This window comes from Ruegeria sp. HKCCA6837 (genome assembly GCF_013034475.1).
Lineage (GTDB): Bacteria > Pseudomonadota > Alphaproteobacteria > Rhodobacterales > Rhodobacteraceae > Ruegeria.
On record NZ_WQGD01000031.1, the window covers coordinates 1 to 20,722 of the forward strand.

Here is a 20,722-nt window from a genome sequence, read left to right on the forward strand (position 1 = left end):
CCCACCAGTCCCCGAAACTCTAGTCCGAAATGGCCCAGAACACGGGGGCTAGACAAAAGCTTCGCGCCGCCATCGAATGCCACGAACAGTTGGTTGGATCCCGGCCTAATGGCGATGCCTTCTGGGTCGGTTCCGAACTCCAACAAGCTTTGCTGGGCGAGAAGCTGGCCATCTGCCATGAACTCATACAGGCTGTTTGACCCTTCCCAGTCGTCAACTATTAGCATGTGGCCGGTACGCGGATCAATCGCGATGCCCTGCGCCTCGCTCAAGGGCGGAGAGAGCTTCACGGTATCCAACCTCGCCGCCAGAGTGCCCTCGGTGGTGAACCAGGACAACCGTTCAGGGTCATCTTCGACAGTCACGATCTGTCCCACGGCGTTGATTGCAATTCCTTCCGTATCCGCGAACCCACCTTCCAATTCGAAAGGCGCTCCCAGGGGTGATCCATCCTTGGTGACACGTTGAAGACTGCCGAGACCATCACCCAGCAACAAGTGATCCCCTTCAACAGCAATTGCTTTGATCCGAAAGAGATCGCTGGATATGCGGCGCAACTCATCCCCTTGCAATGTAACGAGAATTGCTTCGGGCCCCTCGTTGGCAATCCACAAGCCACAAAACGTTGGATCGTAGTCAAGGCTTGCGGGCTGGTTGAGCTCATAACGCCCTGTTTCGCGAAGCTGTAATGCCACGACTGGATTGGACACGGTGCAGAGCAACAAGGCGATGGTCCTTGCAAACACTCGGAATGCTCCTAAAAACTGCATCAGAAAGGTGGATTGGTGTCGCGAAGAGTCAATGCAAAGAACGCATGAACTCCTAAAAGTTAATCGCATCACTTAGCCTGATCAGAGAGACTGAGGACACGAAAAATCTGCACGGGATTACCGATGCCCTTCATCTTTCTTTCTCCCAGTTCTTCTGTCTCTACATACTCTTCTATTTCAAAAAGCGCACGTTGGTTCAAAAGGATCTGCCCGTCGATGGCAAAATCGCAAAGCCTCGATGCAGTGATCACCACACCGCCGATAGCGGTGTAGTCGGCACGACCATGAAACCCGATAAGCCCTAGGGTCGCGTAACCGCTGCTGATTCCGATACCCAGACCCATTGCATGCCCAAGCTTTTGCCAAGGTGCTCGAATTTCTTCAAAAGCTTCGCTTATTGCTTTAGCCAACCGTACGGATTGCAGGACGGGTTGATCGCAGGGAACCGGATCATTGAAGAAGACCATTAATCCGTCTCCGGCTCGGTATCCGATTGTTCCCTTGTGTAGTGCAACTAGTTGACCAACCTCGTCGTGGAATTGCTGGAGGAGAGTAATGGCTTCTTCCGGCTCAATCGCCTCAGAAACGGCGGTGAAATTCCGGATGTCGCAGAATAGGCAAGAGATGTATTGACGATGGGTCTTAAGAAGCTCGTCAGAGTTTTCTTCTACGACAAGCTCAGCCACCTGAGGAGCAAGGAATTGTTTAAGTCGCCCTAGCCTGTCAATCTCGCCTTCCTGACGCTTCACCTTCTCTGTCAGCCTTTCGTTCAAAGCCTCTATTTCACGCGTCTGGTTACGAACCGTGTGGTTTAACGCGTCGAGAATGAAGTTTTGGTTTAGCAAAGCCGCAATCACCAAAAGCACATAGGCGAGCGCTTCTACGCGTTCGTCATAGCCAAAATACAGTGTGATAATCAGGATAGCGGCAGCAATTCCACCAAGGACGAGTGGAAGCTCTTTGGCATGCCGTTTCCGGTCTCTCCACAAGAAACTGACCGCCAACAAAGCAAACACCCACATGAGCACGGCTTGCGCATGTGGATTTATGGAAAGGGCTTCATAGCCAACCAAATAAGTCAACAGAATTCCAGAATAGCATGTGGCCAAAGAGGCAAGTGCAGCCAAAACTGCTCCGATCCCTATTGGCATCGAAATTCTGAATTCCTCCGTTGCCACGCCGATACCATCGGCTACAGCACGCGACGAATGTTCCGCGGCGGAGTCACTTCTGTTCTCGGGATCAGACATGGTCCTCGTTTGCGCTTGGCCGCTGCCAGAGTACGTTTGAAATGACGTTGCGTCAAAACCGCCAGCCCCTATTTGGACGGTCGAGGTTTTTTGCGAAATCATCACCCTCAGACAAGACAACCTCAAGTTTCACATTGGTTGGCAACAGAGGTGAATTTAGGAACCTGACCTTCAGTAGAAACCAATCTCGCTGACATCAACGCTGGCCTCGTGATCGCGCCCGAAGGCTACAACCCCGACTGAGGTGATTGCGTCTGCAACAGGAGTAGCGCGCAACATGGCACCTGAAGCCTTGAAGCCTGACAGAGGCAAATAGACTTCTGTCCATTCGTTAGAAGTTGCAAACGCGACCTGATAGTATTGCCACGGAAGCACCGTACCACGTGTTCTGAGGTGAACGAAGTATTGCTCGCCGTTCCCCCGTACCAATAGCCTCACGCCTGATACACTCTCATCTGGCCGATCAGCCAACTTGCGCCGGAACTGGATGAAGCCTCCGTTATTTTCTGTATTCACGGTTCCGGTCAGCCGCGCGAATGCGACATCACCTTCCGAACGAAACTGCAACTGCCCTGAAGAAACCCCTCCCATGACGGTGTCGGCAACGTAGTCCCAACGCGTCTCCGGGGACTTGGAGAAGTCTTCAGTCAGTTTTCCATCAGCCTGAGCCATTGTGCATCCGATGATAACAAGACCTGAAACAAGTCCAATGAAGTTGGCACGCATATTGTTCCTTCTCAGTTCAGTATCGCAATTGAAAGGTTCAGCGCCGTGGCAAATGCAACCCATGCAAAATACAGCAGGAAGGCCAGTGCGGAAACCCGATCTGAGTTCCAGACCCGAGCGATGAACATGACGATGACAGCCAACAACGCGACAATGACCACAAGGGCAAACCACGGCAGTTGAAGCACGAAAAAGGCTGGGGACCACAAAAAGTTCAGACCCATCTGCGCCCACCACAGCTTCATGGCGGTCGAGCTTCGGTCTGTTTCAAACTGACGCCAACCCGCCGTGGCAATCAAGATATAAAGTACTGTCCAAACCGGGCCAAAAATCCAATTTGGTGGATTGAAAGCCGGTTTAGAAAGCTGCGCGTACCAATCGCCGGGTGCAGTCAATGTCCCGATCAGGATGCCGCCTCCCACCATGAGTGCAAGGAATGCTATGCGGGTCAACCAGTTCGACATTGTAGGATAGCTTTCAGCAGTCCTTGGTCGCCAAGTTCACAAGTGCTTCGGAAGAGAAGGTCGCAGTACTGGTCTCACCCTCATCGGTAAATGACACCGTGGCGCCTTCGATCTCTGACCCTGTTACGGTGATTTCGCGTTGCCCGATAGTGTCATCGACATCAATGGTAAAGGAGAGTTTGTCCCCGGCTGCGAGGGAGGCGATCTCAAGTTCAATTGCATCTTGCCCATCCACGACCGCTGGAATTTGTCGCAAGGCATCCGCACCCTCAACGAATTCAAGCGGTTGGAAGACCTCTACACCCGCACCCTTTTCGGTAACGTCGAAAATCAAACGTCCGGCAGATTGCGACAAGTCAATTTTGACGGTCGAGGCTTCTACTTCGCAAGCTCCGACGTTTGTCAGAACAAAACGGTCTTTGGGTGCGCCTTCTATAAAGCGAATTTGTACACCAGCCTGAAGCGAAGTGGCTGCAAATAATCCAAGGGTCGCCGCAAGAATACTCTTCGGGAGCATATTTATCTCCTTCCTAATGGGTTCTTGATAGATACGCGTCGGCGGGTTTCTTGGATCAGACTTTTGCCCTTTGACTATCGTGGTTTAGCCGACAGGACCTTTCGAAGTTCCATGCACCGCTGTCAGAACGGTTAAGTCAAAACATGCCGTTTTCATTCTCGCTGTTTGCCGGAACCTCCTGAAGAACGTCCCAGTGTTCAACAACCTTACCTACGGCATCCAGGCGAAAAATATCGATCCCTGCGTACTCGAGACCATCGGGCCAGATTTGATGGCAATGCAGAACAACGTGATCGCCTTCAGCAAACGCACGTTTGATGTCCACACGCTTTCCCGGGTATTCGGCGGCCATGCGCTCGAAATACTCGACAAAGGCTTGCTTGCCGTCGCCAACATGCGGGTTGTGCTGCGTATAGGTATCACCAACAAAGGTCGCTATGGCCTCGGCAGGTCGACACTCGTTGAACATCATTTCGTAGAAAGCGATGACGTTTTTCTTGTTTGTTTCGAGGTCCGGCATTCTGATCTCCAGATCGACCTTCATACCGCCCAAAAATGTTGGCCCACGCAATTCTTGGAAGCAACCCGGCTATTATCTCGATTACTAATCGGCAAGTAGTTACGAGCTTGATTTTGCGTACCGACTATTTCGCGGGTTTGTCCCTTACTCGGTTTCTTCAAAGTCTATGTGAATGTGATTTCCATCAGGATCGGCCACATGGATTTGCACCATTCCAGCCCCCGGGACATCAGTTTTGCGATACTGGATCTGACACGAGATCAGTTTTTCTTCGAATGCTCTCAACCCTGTGGCTGATAGCGCAAAATGCTCGAGCTTGAGCTTCACTTCAGAGCCGACATTAGGCGTTCCTTCGTGACCCACAAGATGAACCACGGCGTGATCACCCGCATACAACCAAGCTCCGGGAAACAGAAAATCAGGGCGAGCCCCGAGTTTTAAACCCAAGACCCCTTCATACCAAGTAACCATCTCAGGCAACCTAGTCGTCACGATATTCACATGATCCAGCCGCTCAATTCTCATCTAAAAACCCTCAAGCACGAGCTTTCCTTTGGCCTTCCCGCTTTCAAGGATAGCATGCGCTTTTTTTAAGTTTGTAGCATTGATCCTACCAAGTGTATCGGTCGCTGTGGATCTGATCTTTCCGTCATCTATCATCCCGGCGACCTGATTCAGGATTTCGCTTTGACGGTTCATATCTCCAGTCCCAAAAAGCGACCGAGTGTACATGAACTCCCAATGCAATGAGATCGATTTGGGTTTGAACGGCGCGATGTCGAAGGTTTCAGGATCATCAATCAACCCAAAGCGACCTTGAGGTGTCATCACCTCTCCAGCTTGAGACGCATAAAGCTGGGAATGGTTTGTTGAATAGACGAAATCCACACTTTCGATACCGAGAGCCTCGAGTTGTGTGCCAAAATGTTCTGCGTGGTTGATGACACGGTGTGCGCCCAGGTCTCGAACCCAGTCTTGTGTCTCGGGTCGGGACGCCGTCGCTATCACTGTCAAGTCAGTGAGAGCCCGCGCCAATTGAATGGTGATTGACCCGACACCGCCTGCGCCACCAATAACCAGCAACGTATTGGTTCCGCCGGAAACGGCATCTTGGACTCGCAAGCGGTCGAACAGCATCTCAAAAGCAGTAAGCGTCGTTAGCGGCATCGCCGCAGCCGCTTTCGCCGGTATGGATTTTGGCGCGGCCCCGACAATACGTTCATCCACCAGATGAAACTCGGCATTGGTTCCCGGTCGGTTTATTGCCCCGGCATACCAAACTGTATCTCCCGGACTGAAAGTCTCAACCGTTTCGCCAACTGCTTCGACGATCCCTACTGCGTCCCACCCCAGAATATCAGGTGCTGGACCTACAGGAGCACGTTTTTGACGAATTTTCGTATCGACTGGGTTCACTGACACGGCCTGCACCTTCACCAACAAGTCGTGCCCTTTCGGCGTCGGTTTGTCGGCCTCGAAGTCGATTAAGGCGTCCGCCCGATCAATCGACCCTGTCTCACGATATCCCACGGCTTTGATAACGTGCTCCTTTGTCCGGTTCTCTATCAACCGATAACTGTCATCTCATTCAACGTGAATTCTGCGACGGCGCCCTCTGTTGCTTCCAGGTAAGCCGCAAGGTGCTGAGCACCCATGTGGGTTTGCCAAAGCTCCCGGCTCTCCCAGTTTTCGTAGAACACGAAATGAGCCGGATTGTCGTTGTCTTGGTGCAGGTCGTAGTTAATGCAACCCTCTTCGGCACGGGTTATGTCGATGAGCTTGATCAGCTCACCCTTTACGAGGTCGATCTTGTCGGGGTTGGCTTTGATATTGGCGAGGATTGTCAGCTTGGCCATTGGATTAGATCCCTTGTGTTCTTGAGTGATGCGCTAGATTTACGCCGCAGTCCCTTCGGGATAAACAGGGCGAGATCGAACACATAATCCGGAATTTCCGTTTAATGCTTTTAGATAATCTTCGTTTGTTTCTGACCATAGCCGAGAAAGGCAGTCTTGTGGCCGCGGCGCGCGAGACAGGGATGTCGAGCACGACAGTGTCCGAGCGGCTCGCGGCTCTGGAGGCACATTACGGAGTGGTTTTGTTCAACCGTACCACCCGTTCCATTAGCCTGACCGAAGAAGGACGAGTACTAGCCGATGGGGCAAGAAGCGTTCTCAGTGAGGTTGCGGACCTGGATACACTTGTTCGGCACGGCGCTGAAACTCTGTCTGGTCCAATTCGCATAAGCGCGCCGATTGACTTGGGACGGAGCATTGTTTCCGAGGTTATCGCCGAATTTACCGAAGAGAACCCTGCCGTCTCAATCGAACTGTCCCTTTCGGACGGCTATGTCGACCTTGTCGGCCAGGGTTTCGACCTCGCCGTTCGCTTCGGCAACATCACAAACAGCTCGCTCAGGTTGCGAAATCTAGGAAGCTATCAACGTTTCGTGTGTGCGTCCCCAAGTTATCTGGCCTCATTCGGAATGCCTGAAAAACCAGAAGATCTATTGAACCACAACTGCTTGGTCATGAGGTTTGGCGACATGATCGACAACGTTTGGGAGTTTGGATCAGGACCAAATGCCCAGCGCGTATCGGTAAAAGGAAATCGAATAGTCAATGATGGTTCACTCATCCGCGATTGGGCAATTGCAGGCCATGGGGTCGTCTTAAAGTCAGAGCTGGATATAGGCGACGATGTTCGAGCTGGCAGGCTTGTTTCTGTTTTGCGCGACTTCCTCCCACCGCCGAAACCCTTGCAAATGATGTTTCCGCCGAGCCGAGCCCAACCACGTCGCATAACGGCCTTGGCCGAGCATTTGCGTCGCAAATTTGGTGTGAGTAATTTTACTTGCTAAGCCGAGAAGGCCTTGTGAAAGCCGCTACGAGGACAGGCGCCAAAACAAGCGCCGCCAAGACCCTAAAAATATGATGTACGCCGACGAACGCAACATCGCGACCAACGCTCACTGCTGTGATTGACATCTCCGCCAAGCCTCCAGGTGAATAGGCCAAGACAAGTGCAGGCGACACGATCAGCGTGCGCGTCACGGTTGAGGCGATTACACCGTCACGTTCGAAGCCAAACCGGGGAACGGTCAAATTCCGATACAAGACATTTAACCAGAACGATGTTGAAGTTCTTAACCTGGTTATGCACCACGTGATGGCATATCGGAGTTAAGGCAGTTTGCAGCGACTTGGGCGCGGCGATCAAATTGAACTTCCATTGTCATCTTCAAGAGTATCCTTGGGCTCGCTACATAAGGCTTCTATTCGCAATTGCGGTCGTGGCGTACATGCAAACTAGCTTGTTCGCATGTTCTCAATCCTTTTTGCCTAAATAACTACTTGTAGATTGCCGCATAGCGAGGTGCGAAGAACTTAACGAAGGCTCTAACCTCTGGCCGGCGATAAGCTTCCGGCGAAATGAGCATTAGGTGCGGCACCGCAAGTTCGGGGATTTCGTCGAAACATCGGACAAAAGACATGTCTGTTTCCACCAGCTTGACATTGCTGATCCCAAGGCCTTGCCCTGACCTGATCGCCGCATGCATTAGCTCCAGTTCAGTGAAAGACATAACGATCTGGTCCGGCTCCACGTGATTGGTCAACCATTCGTGGAATACATTGGGCACATCGTCCCGCTGAAAGGTAACAAATTGATGCCCGGCCAGATCATTCGTTGACCCCGGTAAGCCAAATTTGTCCGCGTAGTTTCTGCTGCCGAACAAAGACCAGCGGGCCGTGCTGATCTTACGACAGATCAGGTCAGGATCGGGATCGGTTCTTGCAAGGCGCAAAGCAATGTCGGCCTCGCCCGCCATCAGGTCCAGCGCCCGAACGCTGGACAAAAACTCGAATGCGACATCCTGATTGACGGCGGAAAACTCGTTTACGATTTCGATCATGCGTGCGGAGAAATTTGCCGAATAAGCGGTGATACGGATGGGTTGTGTCGACGTCAATTCTTTCGCGCAATCGGCAAATTCAAGGACTGAAGTCTCGATTGCTTCGGCGAGGGGAACGAGGCGAAGGGCTTCTGGGGTCGGTTTGAACCCGTGCGTACCGCGCTCAAAAAGCGTCAAGCCTGTTTCTCTTTCGAGAACATCAATGCGTCGGGCAACCGTTGGTTGGGAGACCTTTAACTTTCTAGAGGCCGCAAGCGTCGATCCTTCTCTGAAGACAGAGAGGAACACACGAATATCCGACCAATTTCGGAACCCGTTCTTCATTTTTGTAGAACAGCACAATTTTGTGCCGGATACCAGAAAAACAGGTGAACAGTTACTGTTGTTGCGACAGCACAAGTAACTCGGAAAGGACCATGAGATGGCTTCCCATACAATGTCACCCAGCATCTGGACCGTATTTGGTGGACTGTTCGGTTGGACCAACAGAGCCTTCCCCGAAACCCGGAAACCGCGGCCTACAGCCAATGATCTTAACGCGGAACGCGACTATATTAATGACGTGATCTGGAGTAATCCCGATGCGTTTTCGAGTGAGTTTGACGTGCAGAACATGATGAGTCTGTATCCAGGAAGGTTCTGACGACACTTGGTGACAATCGGCCGAATAAGGCGATTAGATCACGCCAAATGCAGCTGCACTGCAAGCTGGAAGTGACAGCTATTGTAGCACCTGGCAATGACAGCAACTGGGTTTACAAACCAGGAAGGGTCAACTTTACAGACTCTCACAAGAACTTGGACATTGCCGCTCACCAAGGGTGGGGGTGAAAGCTATTTCTAGACCTTCTATGTCTGCGGGCATTTCACTTTTGAGAATCTAAGCAGAGTATTCGACAATCAGGATTGGGAGATCCAAACATGCTGGAAGCTTCGTCCCGAATAGTTTGGCTCGAAGCGACAGGGGCGATCCTAATGATCCTACTTGGGTCCGGGCTGCACTTTGCATTTGTTTTGCTTGGAAGTTGGACGCCTATTGCGCTTGTGGCAGCTGTCAACGAGTCAATCTGGGAACACTTAAAGCTGGCTTTTTGGCCAGGCTTGTTTTGGGCCTGCCTAATGCCGCTTCCACCCCGACTTACAAGAAGGGACGTATTTAGTGCTAAAGGAGTTGGCCTCGCAATTACTGCCATTTTGATTGTAATAGTATTCACAACATACACAGCGATATTTGAGCGCAACTTTTTGTTGATTGATATTGGTATATTTGTTGCAGCAATTTGCATCGGCCAGATCGTGTCAATTCTGCTGCTTGCTTACGAAGATCAAATACCTGCACTTATTCATGTATTCGGCCTGGTTCTCCTTGGGGTTCAAGTCGTCGCTTATAGTACCCTAACATTTTTTCCTCTTAATCACTGGCTGTTCATTGAAGCACAATCTGGCACGATAGGTATTCCTGCCCGTTAGATGGACAGTCGGTCCCATTGGTGACGCATGCTTGCATCCCCATGAATTTCAAAGACGATTTTCCCAAGCTTGACGGGCCCTAAACAGGGCGTTTGAGTAGAGGCATGGACCGTTGGATTTCGGATTCGATTGCCAAGATCAATGCAGATGCTCACCGCTCTGCCGATACGCACCTTTTCAAGCTTCCCGTCCGGGGGCTGAAGGGCGTAGACATCTATCTCAAGGACGAAAGTACACATCCCACTGGCAGCCTCAAGCACAGGCTGGCACGCTCGCTTTTCCTTTATGCGCTTGTAAACGGGAAAATAAGGGAAGAGACACGTGTAATCGAAGCCTCGTCTGGCAGCACCGCCGTTTCAGAAGCTTACTTCGCCCGTATGATCGGAGTGCCTTTTACCGCGGTTCTCCCAAAATCTACCGCCAAGAGCAAAATCGACCTAATCCGGTTCCAAGGTGGGGAAATCCACTTCGTCGATGCGGCGCCGGACATGCACCAGGCCTCGGTTGAACTGGCAGCTGAAGTCGGCGGCTACTTCATGGATCAGTTCACTTACGCCGAGCGGGCGACGGATTGGAGAGGCAACAACAACATTGCAGAAAGCCTTTTCCGTCAGATGGAACGAGAGCCACATCCAATTCCATCGGTTATTGTGATGAGCGCGGGAACTGGCGGAACTTCAGCAACGCTGGGGCGGTACATTCGCTACAAAGGCTTTAATAGTGAATTGGTTGTTGTGGACCCAGAAAAATCAGTGTTTTTTGATAGCTTTCAAACTGGAGACAGGACCCTGACCCGCCCCTGTTCAAGTCGTATTGAAGGTATCGGACGTCCCAGGGTGGAGAAGTCATTTTTGGCAGATGTAATCGACCGTATGATCCAAGTGCCCGATGCGGCAAGCATTGCGACTATGCTCTGGCTTGAAGATCGGATCAGGCGGCGAGCGGGCCCATCAACAGGCACAAACCTTTGGGGGGCTTTGCAAATTGCGCAAGAGATGGAGGCTGCCGGACGATCTGGCTCCATTGTCACTATTCTGTGTGACGACGGAAACCGTTATCTCGACACCTACTACGATCCAGAATGGGTGATGGAAAACTTCGGCGAAACCGCCTCTTACGAAGCTATTTTGGCGGGATATCACTGAATTCAAACGAAGAGGACAAAATGAAAAGGGCGAAATTTGCGTTTGCTGCGCTTCTGGCATCAATGGTTGCAGTGTTGTTTTGCGCCACAACAGTTTTGGCCTCCTCTCAGGAAGCACAACGGATCATCGAAAGCGCGGCTGCTGATTGCAAAGACTTCGAGAATGGAGAGTTTGATCAGGGTGACGCTGTGACCGAGATCGAGCTGCGCTCCCAGTTTGGCACGGTTAAGGCTGAACTCGTAGATGAAAGCCAGTATTCCTGTTCTTCTGCTGCCTCTATGTACTGCGGAACAGGGGGGTGCATGCTCAATCTTATCGTCGACGGTGAGATCATGTCGTGGCAGGCAACGGGTTGGCGTCTTTTTGACTGGGGGCCAGACCGTATACTGCTTATTGGACGAGACGGTGGTTGGTGCGGAGGCGCAGGAGCCGAGGTTTGTTACGAGGCGCTAGTTTGGAGCAATGGGAAGATTTTAACCGTTGGTTCGGCGCCAGAGTAAGCCCGCGCAGCGCTAGCGGTTGTTTTACGCGCCTGGCCTAGGGTGCAACGCCCTGTTCGGTTAGGCTGCGGCTGAAGTAGGGAACCAGGCCGAAACAGATTGAAGCAGAAAGAACACCAAAAACGGCAAATGTGTAAGGAATGGATGGTCGATTTCGCGCAGATGTCGTTGCCATAATCTGGAGCTATCACGCATTTGCATCTTCGTCTTTGGAGATTCTACGAGCGACCGCTTCGAGCCCAATTCGACCGATGCCAAACGCCGCGTGAATGACACTCAAGCGCGGCAAAGCAGTCTTTGGTTCAGCGCTATTGGTCTATTTGGTCAGTGCCAAGCTTGGTTTGCCCGGACGAGACAGATGAAGATCGCCTCTGTTGGCTCGGGGTGTCGAGGGCACCTCCGCTCGCCGGGCCGCGTAGCGGCTGAATCAGCATTCGGTCGAGCCAAAGGTCTCGGCGCGTGCGAAACTGCTTGATGCCAATTTCCATGCCCTTATGCCCCTTCTCGGGTTGCGCAACGTAAGTACCTAGAAGTCGGTCCCACCATGGTAGATTAAAGCCAAAGTTCGAGTTGCTCTCGCTTGGATCGACTGAATGGTGGACTCGGTGCATGTCTGGAGTGACGACGATCCATCTGAGAATTCGATCCACAGGACGCGGCAAATCAATGTTTGCGTGATTGAATAGCGCGGTAGCGTTCAGGATCACCTCGAAAAGGAGTACGGCGACAGCGGGTGACCCTAAGGCTGCTACGACCGCTAGCTTGATCCCCATCGAGATGAGAATTTCTACCGGATGGAAACGCAAGCCGGTGGTAGCGTCAAAATCGAGGTCGGCGTGATGCATCCGGTGCAGACGCCAAAGCCCCGGTACAGCGTGGAACACCACATGCTGAAGATAGATTGCAAGATCCAGAAGCAGCATGGAGACCACGATGGCAACCCAAACCGGCGCCTCGATGTTATTGAAGAGCCCCCATCCGCGATCCTCGGCCATGGCTGCGAGACCAACTGCGAGGATTGGAAAGGTCAGCCGCAGAATGGCGGTGTCGAGCACCACGAGCGCAAGGTTGTTTGTCCATCGGATAACGCGCGGAATATCCCGTCTTCGCCGGGGTGCGGCCACTTCCCAAAGTGCCATCGCCGCCAGGACGGATAGAAAGGCAATAAGGCGGATAGTTGGTTCAGCAGCAAGGATTGTATCGGACATGGACATCCACTATACGGGTTTCCGTCGCGATAGAATTGCAAGCTGTTCTAGGCGACATCCCCTCCAATTTAACGCGGATATTCAAGCGACACCATCTGAGGGCAGCTTGGTCCGCAGAGCTGTCATTCCGCGCAACTCTCTCCAATGTCTGCTTCTCTCAGAAAGCAGACTTTGCAAAGCGCATTGGCGCATAGGTCATCCAGATAGCTACATAATCGAATTGTTGATTTCGACCTGAGTCTTCGACCTAATACTAGGTGGAACCAACGAGGGAATAACGATGAAGAAAATTTCGAAGCACACAGCTGTATTGTTAGGAGCGCTGACAGTTGCAGCATGTGAAGATACTGGCAGCTCGACTGAGTCAACAGACCTGACGCCAGCACAGCAAGCATGTTTACGGGATGTAGCCAACACAACGAACAATTCACAAGTCGTGGTTCTCTCATCCGAATTTAGCGAGGCAGGAACACAGGTTACTGTGGGCGTTGGCGAGGATCGTGCTCCTTGGAATTGCATTGCTTACAGTGATGGCGCGACAGCTGGTATCGAGTTCCTGGGCGACGAAGGCGCATTGTGAGCAGTCTAATGCGTAACTGAGTACAGCTGTGCGGCACTGGCTCGCTCTTCGGATAGTTCGACTTGGTTTGTAGAACCACCATCATCGTATTCTCGATCCTGTACCTGTTGGCGTTGATTGCATTCTTGACGGGCACATTCGGCTTGCTGGGATAGGAACGAGACCCCTTGTCCGGGGTGTTCCTTATGCCGTTGGGACTGCCTTGGATAATTCTAGTGGATTTGGTCTCAGAGTCGGCCAAACCGTGGTTCACGGCGATTGCACCGGTGCTCAACCTGTTAGCGCTGGTCTTGATTTGCAGATGGGTACGCAGTTTGCGCCAGAAGTGAAGGCGGAGCTCTTTCTCACCCAAAAGGAGGAAAACATGGGAAAAGTAATCTTGGGAATTGTGATCGGGCTCGTCCTCGGCGTGGTTGGAGCGATGACCTTGGGCGGCGGGGCCGCAATGGGGGTCGGCGTTGCGACAGGCTTGTCCGCCGGTGTTTGCACCACATTGAAAGGAGCACAAGCCGAGAACCTGATCACCGCCGAGCAAGCGGATCAAATCCTCAATCGCGTAAATTCCGAGATGGCATCTCTGCAAGGAATTGAAACGACAGATGAGATCGTCGGCAGCGCACAAGCATGCGATGAATTTCTGTCAAAGTTACGAGAAGCAAAGTGAGGTTCCGCTTTGTACGGAACAAAACTGGAAGGACAAGCTAACAGGGAACCATCTGATTAAACTCGTTTTACTCAAACTCCTCACACCCATGTTCGCAATCGCGGGCACTGCTGCTTTTGCAATGTCAGAAGCCGATGACGCGTGTATCGACCAATTACGGCAGGTTGGAGGACCAGACGGTCAATCAGGTACGATTGAAAGCTCAGAATTCTCAGAGGCGGGTACGCTCGTCATGCTACGTGACGCAGGCGGAACGCTTTGGCGCTGCATCGCGTACAAGGATGGAAGCATCGGCGAGATGTCGGTTGTCGAAGCGATGGATGATGGCGGTGGAGCAGTGGCAGGCGCCGCCGGTTCTACCGGTAGCCAACGTGTCAAATTCGATGCTGATTCCACCGGCGCCGAACTAGTTGGTGAACTCGCGCCCGGAGCGTCGCGGCAATATGTTCTCGGTGCAAAGAACAAACAGTTTCTTTACGTCCGAGTTGCGCCCCGAAATGGCTCCTTGGACTACGTTATTCGTAACCCCGATGGTTCTGAACTGTTGGGATTGATGTCGGCGGACAAGGAGTATCGAGGACAGCTTTGGCAATCTGGTGATCATGTTGTGGAGGTTATCAATCGCAGCAACTCTTCCGTCAGCTACAACGTAATTTTCGGAATTGAATAGGTGATCGACTAGAAACCCCGAAACGTAACCCCCAAAATGCTAGGAAAAACAGATGAAATCCAAAGTACTATTGGTGATAGGCACGATGTGCATTTCTGCGCTTGCAGCATGCGATGAGAGCAGCGGTTCGGTGGATGCAAGTGCACCTACTGTGGGCAGCTCTAGCGATCTTTCGTCATTTGAAGGGGCAAGAGCGGGCCAAGCTGAAATGGGCATCCAGAGTCTCGGATTTGAACTCATCCGCAGCGAAGGGCTGACCTCGTACTGGTTTAACAAGGATACTGGTGCATGTGCTCGGATCACGACGTCTGAGGGAAGGTACTCAGATGTAACTATGCTGCCATCAGGTGACTGCTGACACAATTTTCATAAATCAAACATCTGCAAAAGGGAGCTTTACTTTGCATTTCGACTTGGCCCATGCGGCGGTTACCATCGTCGCTCTAATTGTAACAAACCTGGCCTTGAAATCGGCCGGCGTGATAAACGAAGAAAACAAACACCAATTGAACTGGAAAGTTTTTCTGGCCTACTTCGTGGTCGTCTTTATCATCAATCTGGTGTGGCCGATTTAAAGCTTCAGGTCGGAAAGTCTATCGCGCACTTGATACGGCTGCTGAGAATGAGCCGCTCCAATAGATTACCAAATGGGAAGAGTTTGAGCATACAGCGCTTAAGAATAGAAAGGAACTGGCATGCGGTATTTGACGTCCCTCATATTCATTGGTGTTCTCGCAACCGCTGCGAATTCTGACGTAACCAGCCGAAACGGCGGTCCAAGCAACAGTCAAATGCTATCAAAGGGCGACGACGGAGGTGTTGATGGCGTCGCTTTCTTTCGCCCAGTCTTAAGCGGAGTATTGTATCGCTCTGGTTTCAAAGGCGGTGACAAGGACCGAACGGGCCTGAGTGTACGACAACGCGAAACTTTGTGTGATGAAGGGTTTTCAACCGGGTTTTATGCCGACTTCGGCAAAAACACTCAATACGGTCGCACCAGTTGCGGAAACGGATCTTTCGACTATCAAAGCGCCAGATCCTCCCGACCCAGTACTGTCATGGCGTCCATACACGAGGTGATTGAAAACCCTGGAAAGGGCCCTGTTCTGGTGCACTGCATGTGGGGCGTTCATTCCTCCGGGGCATTGTCGGCAATGGCGCTCGTTCAGTTTTGCGGTTGGACGGAAGAAAGGGCCAAGGAATATTGGAATGATGCCCGAAACGGGGCGCCTTGTTCAGGCGGATGCGACCAGTGGATTGACTCAAAATTCTCCAACTTCAGCGTCGATCCAAAGTTGAAGATCTCCACCGAACAACAGGCAGCGATTTGCCCCAAATGATATTGGGAGGACTATCCAAATGAAGTTCATTCTTCAGGGGTTACTAGCTTTCATTGCACCCACCGTCTTGTGGGCGAACGACGATGTTATAGGTGAAGCCACGACATTTGATAGTCCCAACGGCGTTACTGAACGCTGTATTCGGGTCGAAAAAATTCCAACGGGCGAGTATAAGAAAAGCGACCTTGAGGAAGAAACGGCCTATTGCGAGATCGATTTCTATGCCTCCGAAATTGCTATTTGCCCAAAAACCTGGAGCACCAGTCCAGGAATGGCCGTCTACGATATTTCGGAAGGACCCTACACGGGGAACCGTTCTGAGTTCGAGAGAAACGCTTGCAAAGAGGGGAAGGCGGCAAAAAATCTGGCCAAGGACAGGGTAGCTAAGTTCAAGTCCACCATGAACCAAAAGGGCACCAGTGGAACATTTTCGACCTCGTCGCTGCTTTACTATCATTTCTCCAGGTATTTCGACGCGACTGTCAAAGTTCCAGTCGCCGTTTGGCGAAGCATGGACGCCCAGGCGCATTTTTCCGAGGTTGCAGAGTCTGGCCTTGCGATTTCTGGTGGCTCTCATGGCGGGCGCATGAACCATGAAGGCTGGCGGGTCTTTGCAGCTGCGGACGCCGATCCGAACTCATACCAACCGACCGATGATCTATTCACCGCAGATCGAACGCAAATATACGGTGTACTGCTTGATAGTCCTGGGCATCGATACGGTTCGGAAATCAACGGCACCCGCAAATCTGGTTGGGGGAAAGGCCAAAACCTCGATTTTCAGGAAACCCCCGCTTTCTTGGCTTTGCGTTCTTCAAAACCATTGTCAGTGGCAATCGCAGACGGCGTCAGAGAAGGCAGAAAAGACCGGATGATCAACAAGGATCTTGGTTCCGATGTCAGTGACCAACAAATGGCATTTTGGATGCAAGAACTTACCGAGATTGTTCTACTCGACTTCATCTTCAGCCAGCAGGACCGTGTAGGAAACATAGACTTCACACCCTATTGGTATTGGGTCGAAGACGGAAAGCTGAAGCATAAGAAAGCGAAGCACCATCAGCCAAAGGATGGAGATGTTCCTGCCAACGCGCTTTTGATCCGTCGAAGCAATCTAAACGACAACGATGCTGGTGGGCGGGTCGAGTATGCCAACTTCGCGAAATCCACTCAAATGCTGGAGAAAATGCGGCACTTCTCTCCAAGCACCTACCGGCGCTTGGATGCTTTGAATAGTGATCTTCAATCTCAGGGTCCCGTCTACGGCTGGTTGTCGCGGAGCCTTGGGTTGTCAGATAGGCAGATTACCCAAGTTGTGAAAAACACCGAGCTGGCAACGTCCATCCTCCAGAACAATTGTTCTAATGGTGATTTGATGTTCGACTTGGATCCTGTCGCATTCTTTTTGAGAAACGATACCGAGGTAGAGGCTGTGGACTGTAATGCCCCGTAAGCTTTCCACCCTTTTTGCGGCGTTCATTTGGACCGCTCTGATCCCCTGCAAAGCGGTGGCATTGGATGTTATCGTCATATCGGATCTGAACGGAAGCTATGGTTCGGTAAGATACGATGCCCGCGTCGACAAAGCGATTGAGCGGATAGTCGAGATTGATCCCGATTTGGTTATTTCGACCGGAGATATGGTTGCGGGACAGCGCATCCCCAACTTATCCGACAAACAGGTCAGGGAGATGTGGAAGGCGTTTCACGAGGCCGTATCAGACCCTTTAGAGGCTGCCGGCATTCCATTTGCGGTCACGCCTGGGAACCATGATGCCTCCGCCTACCGTGGGTTCGAGCGTGAAAGAAAAATATACGCAGAGGAATGGGCACCAAGAAAACCAGACGTCGACTTCCTAGTTTCGGATGACTACCCGTTCTTCTACGCGTTTGAGATGCAGGGCGTAACGTTTGCATCTTTGGATGCTACGACCTTAGGGCCGCTATCCGGTGATCAACAGGACCGACTTGTGGAACTGGGTGCAAATGGAAATCCGGTTGTCACTTTCAGTCACCTCCCACTTTGGCCCTTCGCGATCCAGCGCGAACGCGAAATCATCGGTGACCCAACACTTGAAAAAATTTACCTAGAAAGCGGTGTCGTTCTGCATCTGTCAGGCCACCATCATGCCTTCTACCCAGGCTGGAAAGACGGTGTGGCTTATGTTTCCCAAGCTTGTTTGGGAGGTGGCCCGCGACGGCTTATTGGTGACAATGCCAAATCACCTCACAGCTTCACTCATGTTACGTTCCAACCAAACGGAGAGTTTGGGATAGCAGTATATCGAGGGCCTGATTTCGAAAGGTCAGCAAACTTCAAGTCGCTCCCGAAAGAGATCAGATCCCCGAATGCGGTGTTGAAACGCTTAGACCTTGTGAAATGATTAGAGGTTGAGTTTCAGCTCAACTTTTTCAGGGACCAGATCGTTTATCATCTCTTCGATCCGAGCTTCCGACAATCCACCCGAGGTAATGAAAAGCAAAGAAACGCGAGATTTTCCGGGTACGTGGTGTTTTCTGACCAACTTCCAGCCAGCGTCTGCGGCCATAGTTTCAATGTCCCCGCTGACTTTCAATGAGTGCTCTTCGTCAGAACCCTTTAGTAAGATTTCCACACCTTTGTTTCGGCCACCCAACCAAATGAAACACCAACATACAACCGCCACCAGTGTGGCCATCAAGGGTAAGCCCAGCCCTACCGCCAGCCCAAGCACGGTGACTATAATCATTTCCACCGTGTCGACCGGGTCATCCATATTTGATCGGAACCTTAACAGAGCTCCTATTCCAAAAATCACGAACCCGATCATCGATCCGTGCTGTACGACCAGAAACCCAACCGCCATGCCGACAAGCGCATAAAGGAAGAAAAGCCTTGGCATAACTATGTCGCGGACGCTTCTACGGGCTTTACGTCTCACCGGATGATAGACGATCAAGCCAGCCAGAATGATCGTGACGATCACATCGAGAGTAAAGAAATACAGTTCCTGTTTGCCACGAAACTGCGTCCACCGACGTTCGATAACGATTTCCGACCCCGAAGCCCCGGCCAGCATCGTCGCAGGGTCGACTTGTGACACCGCAGCACCTGGCAACAGCAGCATCGACAACACGGTCACAAATGTGAGGGTCGTATTCAACTTGTCTTCCTTCCTGCTCACGCCAAAGGCTTACGCTTAACCAAAGGCACATCGTGCCCTATTCAATTCAATCGCAACAGGCGGGATCAGGTAAAGAGATTACAGTGCATTCTTCGGACATCGTATCCGGACTGTGATACGAACGCTGATACAAGGATATGGTCCAAGCGCGAGAGAATCCAATGACAGAAAACAGATTGTTTTCGTCAAAAGCTGAAATTTCACGGTGTTTCTGCAAACTTAGACGACTCGCTTTTACGGCCAGCTTGGTTGCGGCAGCCTTCTTGCCTTGGACCGATTTTGCCTGCGCCGAAAGTGCTGGTTTGGTTCTGGTCGATAAATTCAAGGTGGCAGACAAATCAGAGGGATTTTCAGAGCCTTCCGGTTTAGCAATGTCTAACGCTGAAGGCTTCTTGTGGTCTGTAAGTGATGCCGAACCTAAACTGCACCTACTCGGAGTCGACGGGGTATTAGGAAACTCTTTCAAGTTGCCAGCATTGGCAGGATCAGATTTGGAGGGCGTCGCATCACGAAAAGATGGGACTGTTTTAGTACTTCAGGAAACTGATCGATCAATTCTAGTCGTTCACCCGACTGACCCCATTCAACTAACTACAATCCCTCTCACATCTCTCAAAGGCTACTCGGATGCCGCTGAATTGCTCGTCGGTAACCCTTTGAACAAGGGACCTGAGGGCATCGCCGTCGACCCGGAATCCGGGCGGGTCTTCATTGGCATTGAGGGACAACCAAGGTTGTTAATGGTCGTATCACCAGAGCTAGATGAAATTGTTGAGATGATTCCTTTAGCCCGCGATTCAGGTTTTATCTCCGAGCGTGTAGATGATGATGAACTGGATTTGAGCGGCCTGGCATGGTCCCCGTCTTTACGTTCTCTTTGGATTGTAAGTGACAAAGGCCGTCAGATCTTCGTCTACAATCCAGAGTCCAAGTCCGTAAAGTCTATCAGTTTGACGTTCACAGAAGATGGAAAACAAAAAGAAGTTAAACATCCCGAAGGGATCGCGCTCGATGAGACCAGAGGGCTTCTCTATATCCTGACAGACGATGCCAAGAAATCGCGGCTTTATGTTTTTGAGCAACCAGAATTGTGAGGACTGTCCTACTAGTTCTCTACTCTAACTTGTTGAAAAGCCGGGTTGTGTAAGTGAGCGCCGTCGTATGTGCGGCATATTAAGTAAATCTGCGTTCTGTTCACTGTGTTTCTTAAAAACATCACCCATCAATACATTCGAGTAGCGTCAGGTTCACACATGCGAACCACATAATAACATTGGACTTCAACATGCTCAGTCACTTTAAGGTTGTCAAAAATGCGCGTATTCAGCTCAGTTGTTTTTGCGATCATTTGCACTCTTGTGGCCACTGCATCAGTTCCAAGAAGTAGCATTGCCCAAACCTGGGACATCGCGTCCCAGCACTCGGTCAGCGGCGTAACGGTGTATGATGCGGATGAGCTGTTAACTTTTGCCGGTCAATTGGCCTTCAATCGGTCAGGGCGCATTACAGCGGTAGAGGTCGCATCAACGATCACTCAGATCTACCGAGAAGACGGTTACTTCTTGGCTGAGGCCTGGCCCGGTCCCGATGGGCAGAGCATAATTGTTGATGAAGGGCGCATTCAAACCATCGAAATTGAAGGCGTAGATACTCGCACGTTCCAAACACTAGAGAAGATTTTTCAGCCCCTCACCACCGCATATCCAATAACTCTCAAACGATTTGAGCGGGCGGTTATGCTAGCCGAGGACATACCCGATTTAGACTTGTCGACCGAACTTGATTACCCGGATCAGGCTGGTGCTCGGCTGAGAGTATTGG

25 protein-coding genes are annotated in these 20,722 nt (G+C 51.4%); 12 read left to right on the forward strand and 13 right to left on the reverse strand.

Annotated features, from left to right (window positions below):
* The 9 genes from GOV91_RS21500 to GOV91_RS21540 all read right to left on the reverse strand — a co-directional run.
* A partial coding sequence (locus tag GOV91_RS21500; RefSeq protein ID WP_171236978.1) for a hypothetical protein occupies positions 1 to 746 on the reverse strand: 746 nt, incomplete at its 3' end.
* Positions 747 to 838: 92 nt separating this feature from the next.
* Positions 839 to 2,020: an adenylate/guanylate cyclase domain-containing protein gene (locus GOV91_RS21505; RefSeq protein ID WP_171236979.1), complete on the reverse strand. Its 1,182-nt coding sequence runs from the start codon at positions 2,018 to 2,020 to the stop codon at positions 839 to 841.
* Positions 2,021 to 2,191: 171 nt separating this feature from the next.
* Positions 2,192 to 2,746 carry a CIA30 family protein gene (locus GOV91_RS21510; protein WP_171236980.1) on the reverse strand — a complete coding sequence of 185 codons (555 nt, stop codon included), beginning with the start codon at positions 2,744 to 2,746 and terminating at the stop codon, positions 2,192 to 2,194.
* 11 nt (positions 2,747 to 2,757) lie between these two features.
* Positions 2,758 to 3,210 carry a TspO/MBR family protein gene (locus GOV91_RS21515; RefSeq protein WP_171236981.1) on the reverse strand — a complete coding sequence of 151 codons (453 nt, stop codon included), beginning with the start codon at positions 3,208 to 3,210 and terminating at the stop codon, positions 2,758 to 2,760.
* A 13-nt stretch (positions 3,211 to 3,223) separates the two neighbouring features.
* Positions 3,224 to 3,727 (reverse strand): aggregation factor core, encoded by a 504-nt coding sequence (locus GOV91_RS21520; protein WP_171236982.1) that lies wholly within the window; start codon positions 3,725 to 3,727, stop codon positions 3,224 to 3,226.
* A 136-nt stretch (positions 3,728 to 3,863) separates the two neighbouring features.
* Positions 3,864 to 4,247, reverse strand: coding sequence for a nuclear transport factor 2 family protein (locus tag GOV91_RS21525; protein ID WP_171236983.1), 384 nt, complete (start codon positions 4,245 to 4,247; stop codon positions 3,864 to 3,866).
* 144 nt (positions 4,248 to 4,391) lie between these two features.
* Positions 4,392 to 4,772: a VOC family protein gene (locus tag GOV91_RS21530; RefSeq protein ID WP_171236984.1), complete on the reverse strand. Its 381-nt coding sequence runs from the start codon at positions 4,770 to 4,772 to the stop codon at positions 4,392 to 4,394.
* The gene (locus tag GOV91_RS21535; protein WP_171236999.1) at positions 4,773 to 5,786 is read right to left on the reverse strand and encodes a zinc-binding alcohol dehydrogenase family protein; all 1,014 of its coding nucleotides are present in this window, start codon (positions 5,784 to 5,786) and stop codon (positions 4,773 to 4,775) included.
* 26 nt (positions 5,787 to 5,812) lie between these two features.
* Positions 5,813 to 6,103 (reverse strand): putative quinol monooxygenase, encoded by a 291-nt coding sequence (locus GOV91_RS21540; protein ID WP_170507787.1) that lies wholly within the window; start codon positions 6,101 to 6,103, stop codon positions 5,813 to 5,815.
* Positions 6,104 to 6,207: 104 nt separating this feature from the next.
* Between GOV91_RS21540 and GOV91_RS21545 the strand changes: the two genes are divergently transcribed.
* Complete coding sequence (locus tag GOV91_RS21545; protein ID WP_171236985.1) at positions 6,208 to 7,107, forward strand: LysR family transcriptional regulator; 900 nt, start codon at positions 6,208 to 6,210, stop codon at positions 7,105 to 7,107.
* Here the strand turns inward: GOV91_RS21545 and GOV91_RS22970 are convergent.
* On the reverse strand, positions 7,097 to 7,300 hold the full coding sequence (locus GOV91_RS22970; RefSeq protein ID WP_371732351.1) for an AbrB family transcriptional regulator: 204 nt from the start codon (positions 7,298 to 7,300) through the stop codon (positions 7,097 to 7,099). The genes GOV91_RS21545 and GOV91_RS22970 overlap by 11 nt on opposite strands.
* 296 nt (positions 7,301 to 7,596) lie before the next feature.
* Complete coding sequence (locus tag GOV91_RS21555; RefSeq protein WP_171236986.1) at positions 7,597 to 8,610, reverse strand: LysR family transcriptional regulator; 1,014 nt, start codon at positions 8,608 to 8,610, stop codon at positions 7,597 to 7,599.
* A gap of 471 nt (positions 8,611 to 9,081) precedes the next feature.
* Here GOV91_RS21555 and GOV91_RS21560 point away from each other — a divergent pair, with 471 nt between their 5' ends.
* The 3 genes from GOV91_RS21560 to GOV91_RS21570 all read left to right on the forward strand — a co-directional run bounded on the left by GOV91_RS21560 (position 9,082) and on the right by GOV91_RS21570 (position 11,275).
* Positions 9,082 to 9,630 (forward strand): DUF6512 family protein, encoded by a 549-nt coding sequence (locus tag GOV91_RS21560; protein ID WP_171236987.1) that lies wholly within the window; start codon positions 9,082 to 9,084, stop codon positions 9,628 to 9,630.
* Between the two features lie 104 nt (positions 9,631 to 9,734).
* Complete coding sequence (locus GOV91_RS21565) at positions 9,735 to 10,775, forward strand: PLP-dependent cysteine synthase family protein (protein WP_171236988.1); 1,041 nt, start codon at positions 9,735 to 9,737, stop codon at positions 10,773 to 10,775.
* Positions 10,776 to 10,795: 20 nt separating this feature from the next.
* Positions 10,796 to 11,275, forward strand: coding sequence for a hypothetical protein (locus tag GOV91_RS21570; RefSeq protein WP_171236989.1), 480 nt, complete (start codon positions 10,796 to 10,798; stop codon positions 11,273 to 11,275).
* 308 nt (positions 11,276 to 11,583) lie between these two features.
* Here GOV91_RS21570 and GOV91_RS21575 read toward each other — a convergent pair whose 3' ends face one another.
* Positions 11,584 to 12,483, reverse strand: a complete 900-nt coding sequence (locus GOV91_RS21575; protein WP_254440755.1) for a sterol desaturase family protein — start codon at positions 12,481 to 12,483, stop codon at positions 11,584 to 11,586.
* A gap of 280 nt (positions 12,484 to 12,763) precedes the next feature.
* Between GOV91_RS21575 and GOV91_RS21580 the strand changes: the two genes are divergently transcribed.
* From GOV91_RS21580 to GOV91_RS21605, 6 genes are all read left to right on the forward strand, one after another.
* A complete protein-coding gene (locus GOV91_RS21580) occupies positions 12,764 to 13,063 on the forward strand; it encodes a hypothetical protein (protein WP_171236991.1) in 300 nt (99 codons plus the stop codon).
* 364 nt (positions 13,064 to 13,427) lie between these two features.
* Positions 13,428 to 13,727, forward strand: a complete 300-nt coding sequence (locus tag GOV91_RS21585) for a hypothetical protein (RefSeq protein WP_113790468.1) — start codon at positions 13,428 to 13,430, stop codon at positions 13,725 to 13,727.
* Positions 13,663 to 14,397 carry a hypothetical protein gene (locus GOV91_RS21590; protein WP_171236992.1) on the forward strand — a complete coding sequence of 245 codons (735 nt, stop codon included), beginning with the start codon at positions 13,663 to 13,665 and terminating at the stop codon, positions 14,395 to 14,397. Before GOV91_RS21585 ends, GOV91_RS21590 begins: the two co-directional genes overlap by 65 nt.
* A gap of 347 nt (positions 14,398 to 14,744) precedes the next feature.
* Positions 14,745 to 14,972 carry a hypothetical protein gene (locus tag GOV91_RS21595; RefSeq protein ID WP_171236993.1) on the forward strand — a complete coding sequence of 76 codons (228 nt, stop codon included), beginning with the start codon at positions 14,745 to 14,747 and terminating at the stop codon, positions 14,970 to 14,972.
* A 784-nt stretch (positions 14,973 to 15,756) separates the two neighbouring features.
* Positions 15,757 to 17,190, forward strand: coding sequence for a hypothetical protein (locus GOV91_RS21600; protein ID WP_171236994.1), 1,434 nt, complete (start codon positions 15,757 to 15,759; stop codon positions 17,188 to 17,190).
* The gene (locus GOV91_RS21605) at positions 17,180 to 18,121 is read left to right on the forward strand and encodes a metallophosphoesterase (RefSeq protein ID WP_171236995.1); all 942 of its coding nucleotides are present in this window, start codon (positions 17,180 to 17,182) and stop codon (positions 18,119 to 18,121) included. The genes GOV91_RS21600 and GOV91_RS21605 overlap by 11 nt, the downstream gene beginning before the upstream one ends.
* On the opposite strand, the gene GOV91_RS21610 is transcribed toward GOV91_RS21605, so the two are convergent.
* The gene (locus tag GOV91_RS21610) at positions 18,122 to 18,880 is read right to left on the reverse strand and encodes a hypothetical protein (protein ID WP_171236996.1); all 759 of its coding nucleotides are present in this window, start codon (positions 18,878 to 18,880) and stop codon (positions 18,122 to 18,124) included. It lies immediately after the preceding gene.
* 182 nt (positions 18,881 to 19,062) lie between these two features.
* Here GOV91_RS21610 and GOV91_RS21615 point away from each other — a divergent pair, with 182 nt between their 5' ends.
* Both GOV91_RS21615 and GOV91_RS21620 read left to right on the forward strand, forming a co-directional pair.
* On the forward strand, positions 19,063 to 19,995 hold the full coding sequence (locus tag GOV91_RS21615; RefSeq protein WP_171236997.1) for an SdiA-regulated domain-containing protein: 933 nt from the start codon (positions 19,063 to 19,065) through the stop codon (positions 19,993 to 19,995).
* A gap of 219 nt (positions 19,996 to 20,214) precedes the next feature.
* On the forward strand, positions 20,215 to 20,722 hold a 508-nt coding region (locus GOV91_RS21620), incomplete at its 3' end, for a hypothetical protein (protein ID WP_171236998.1).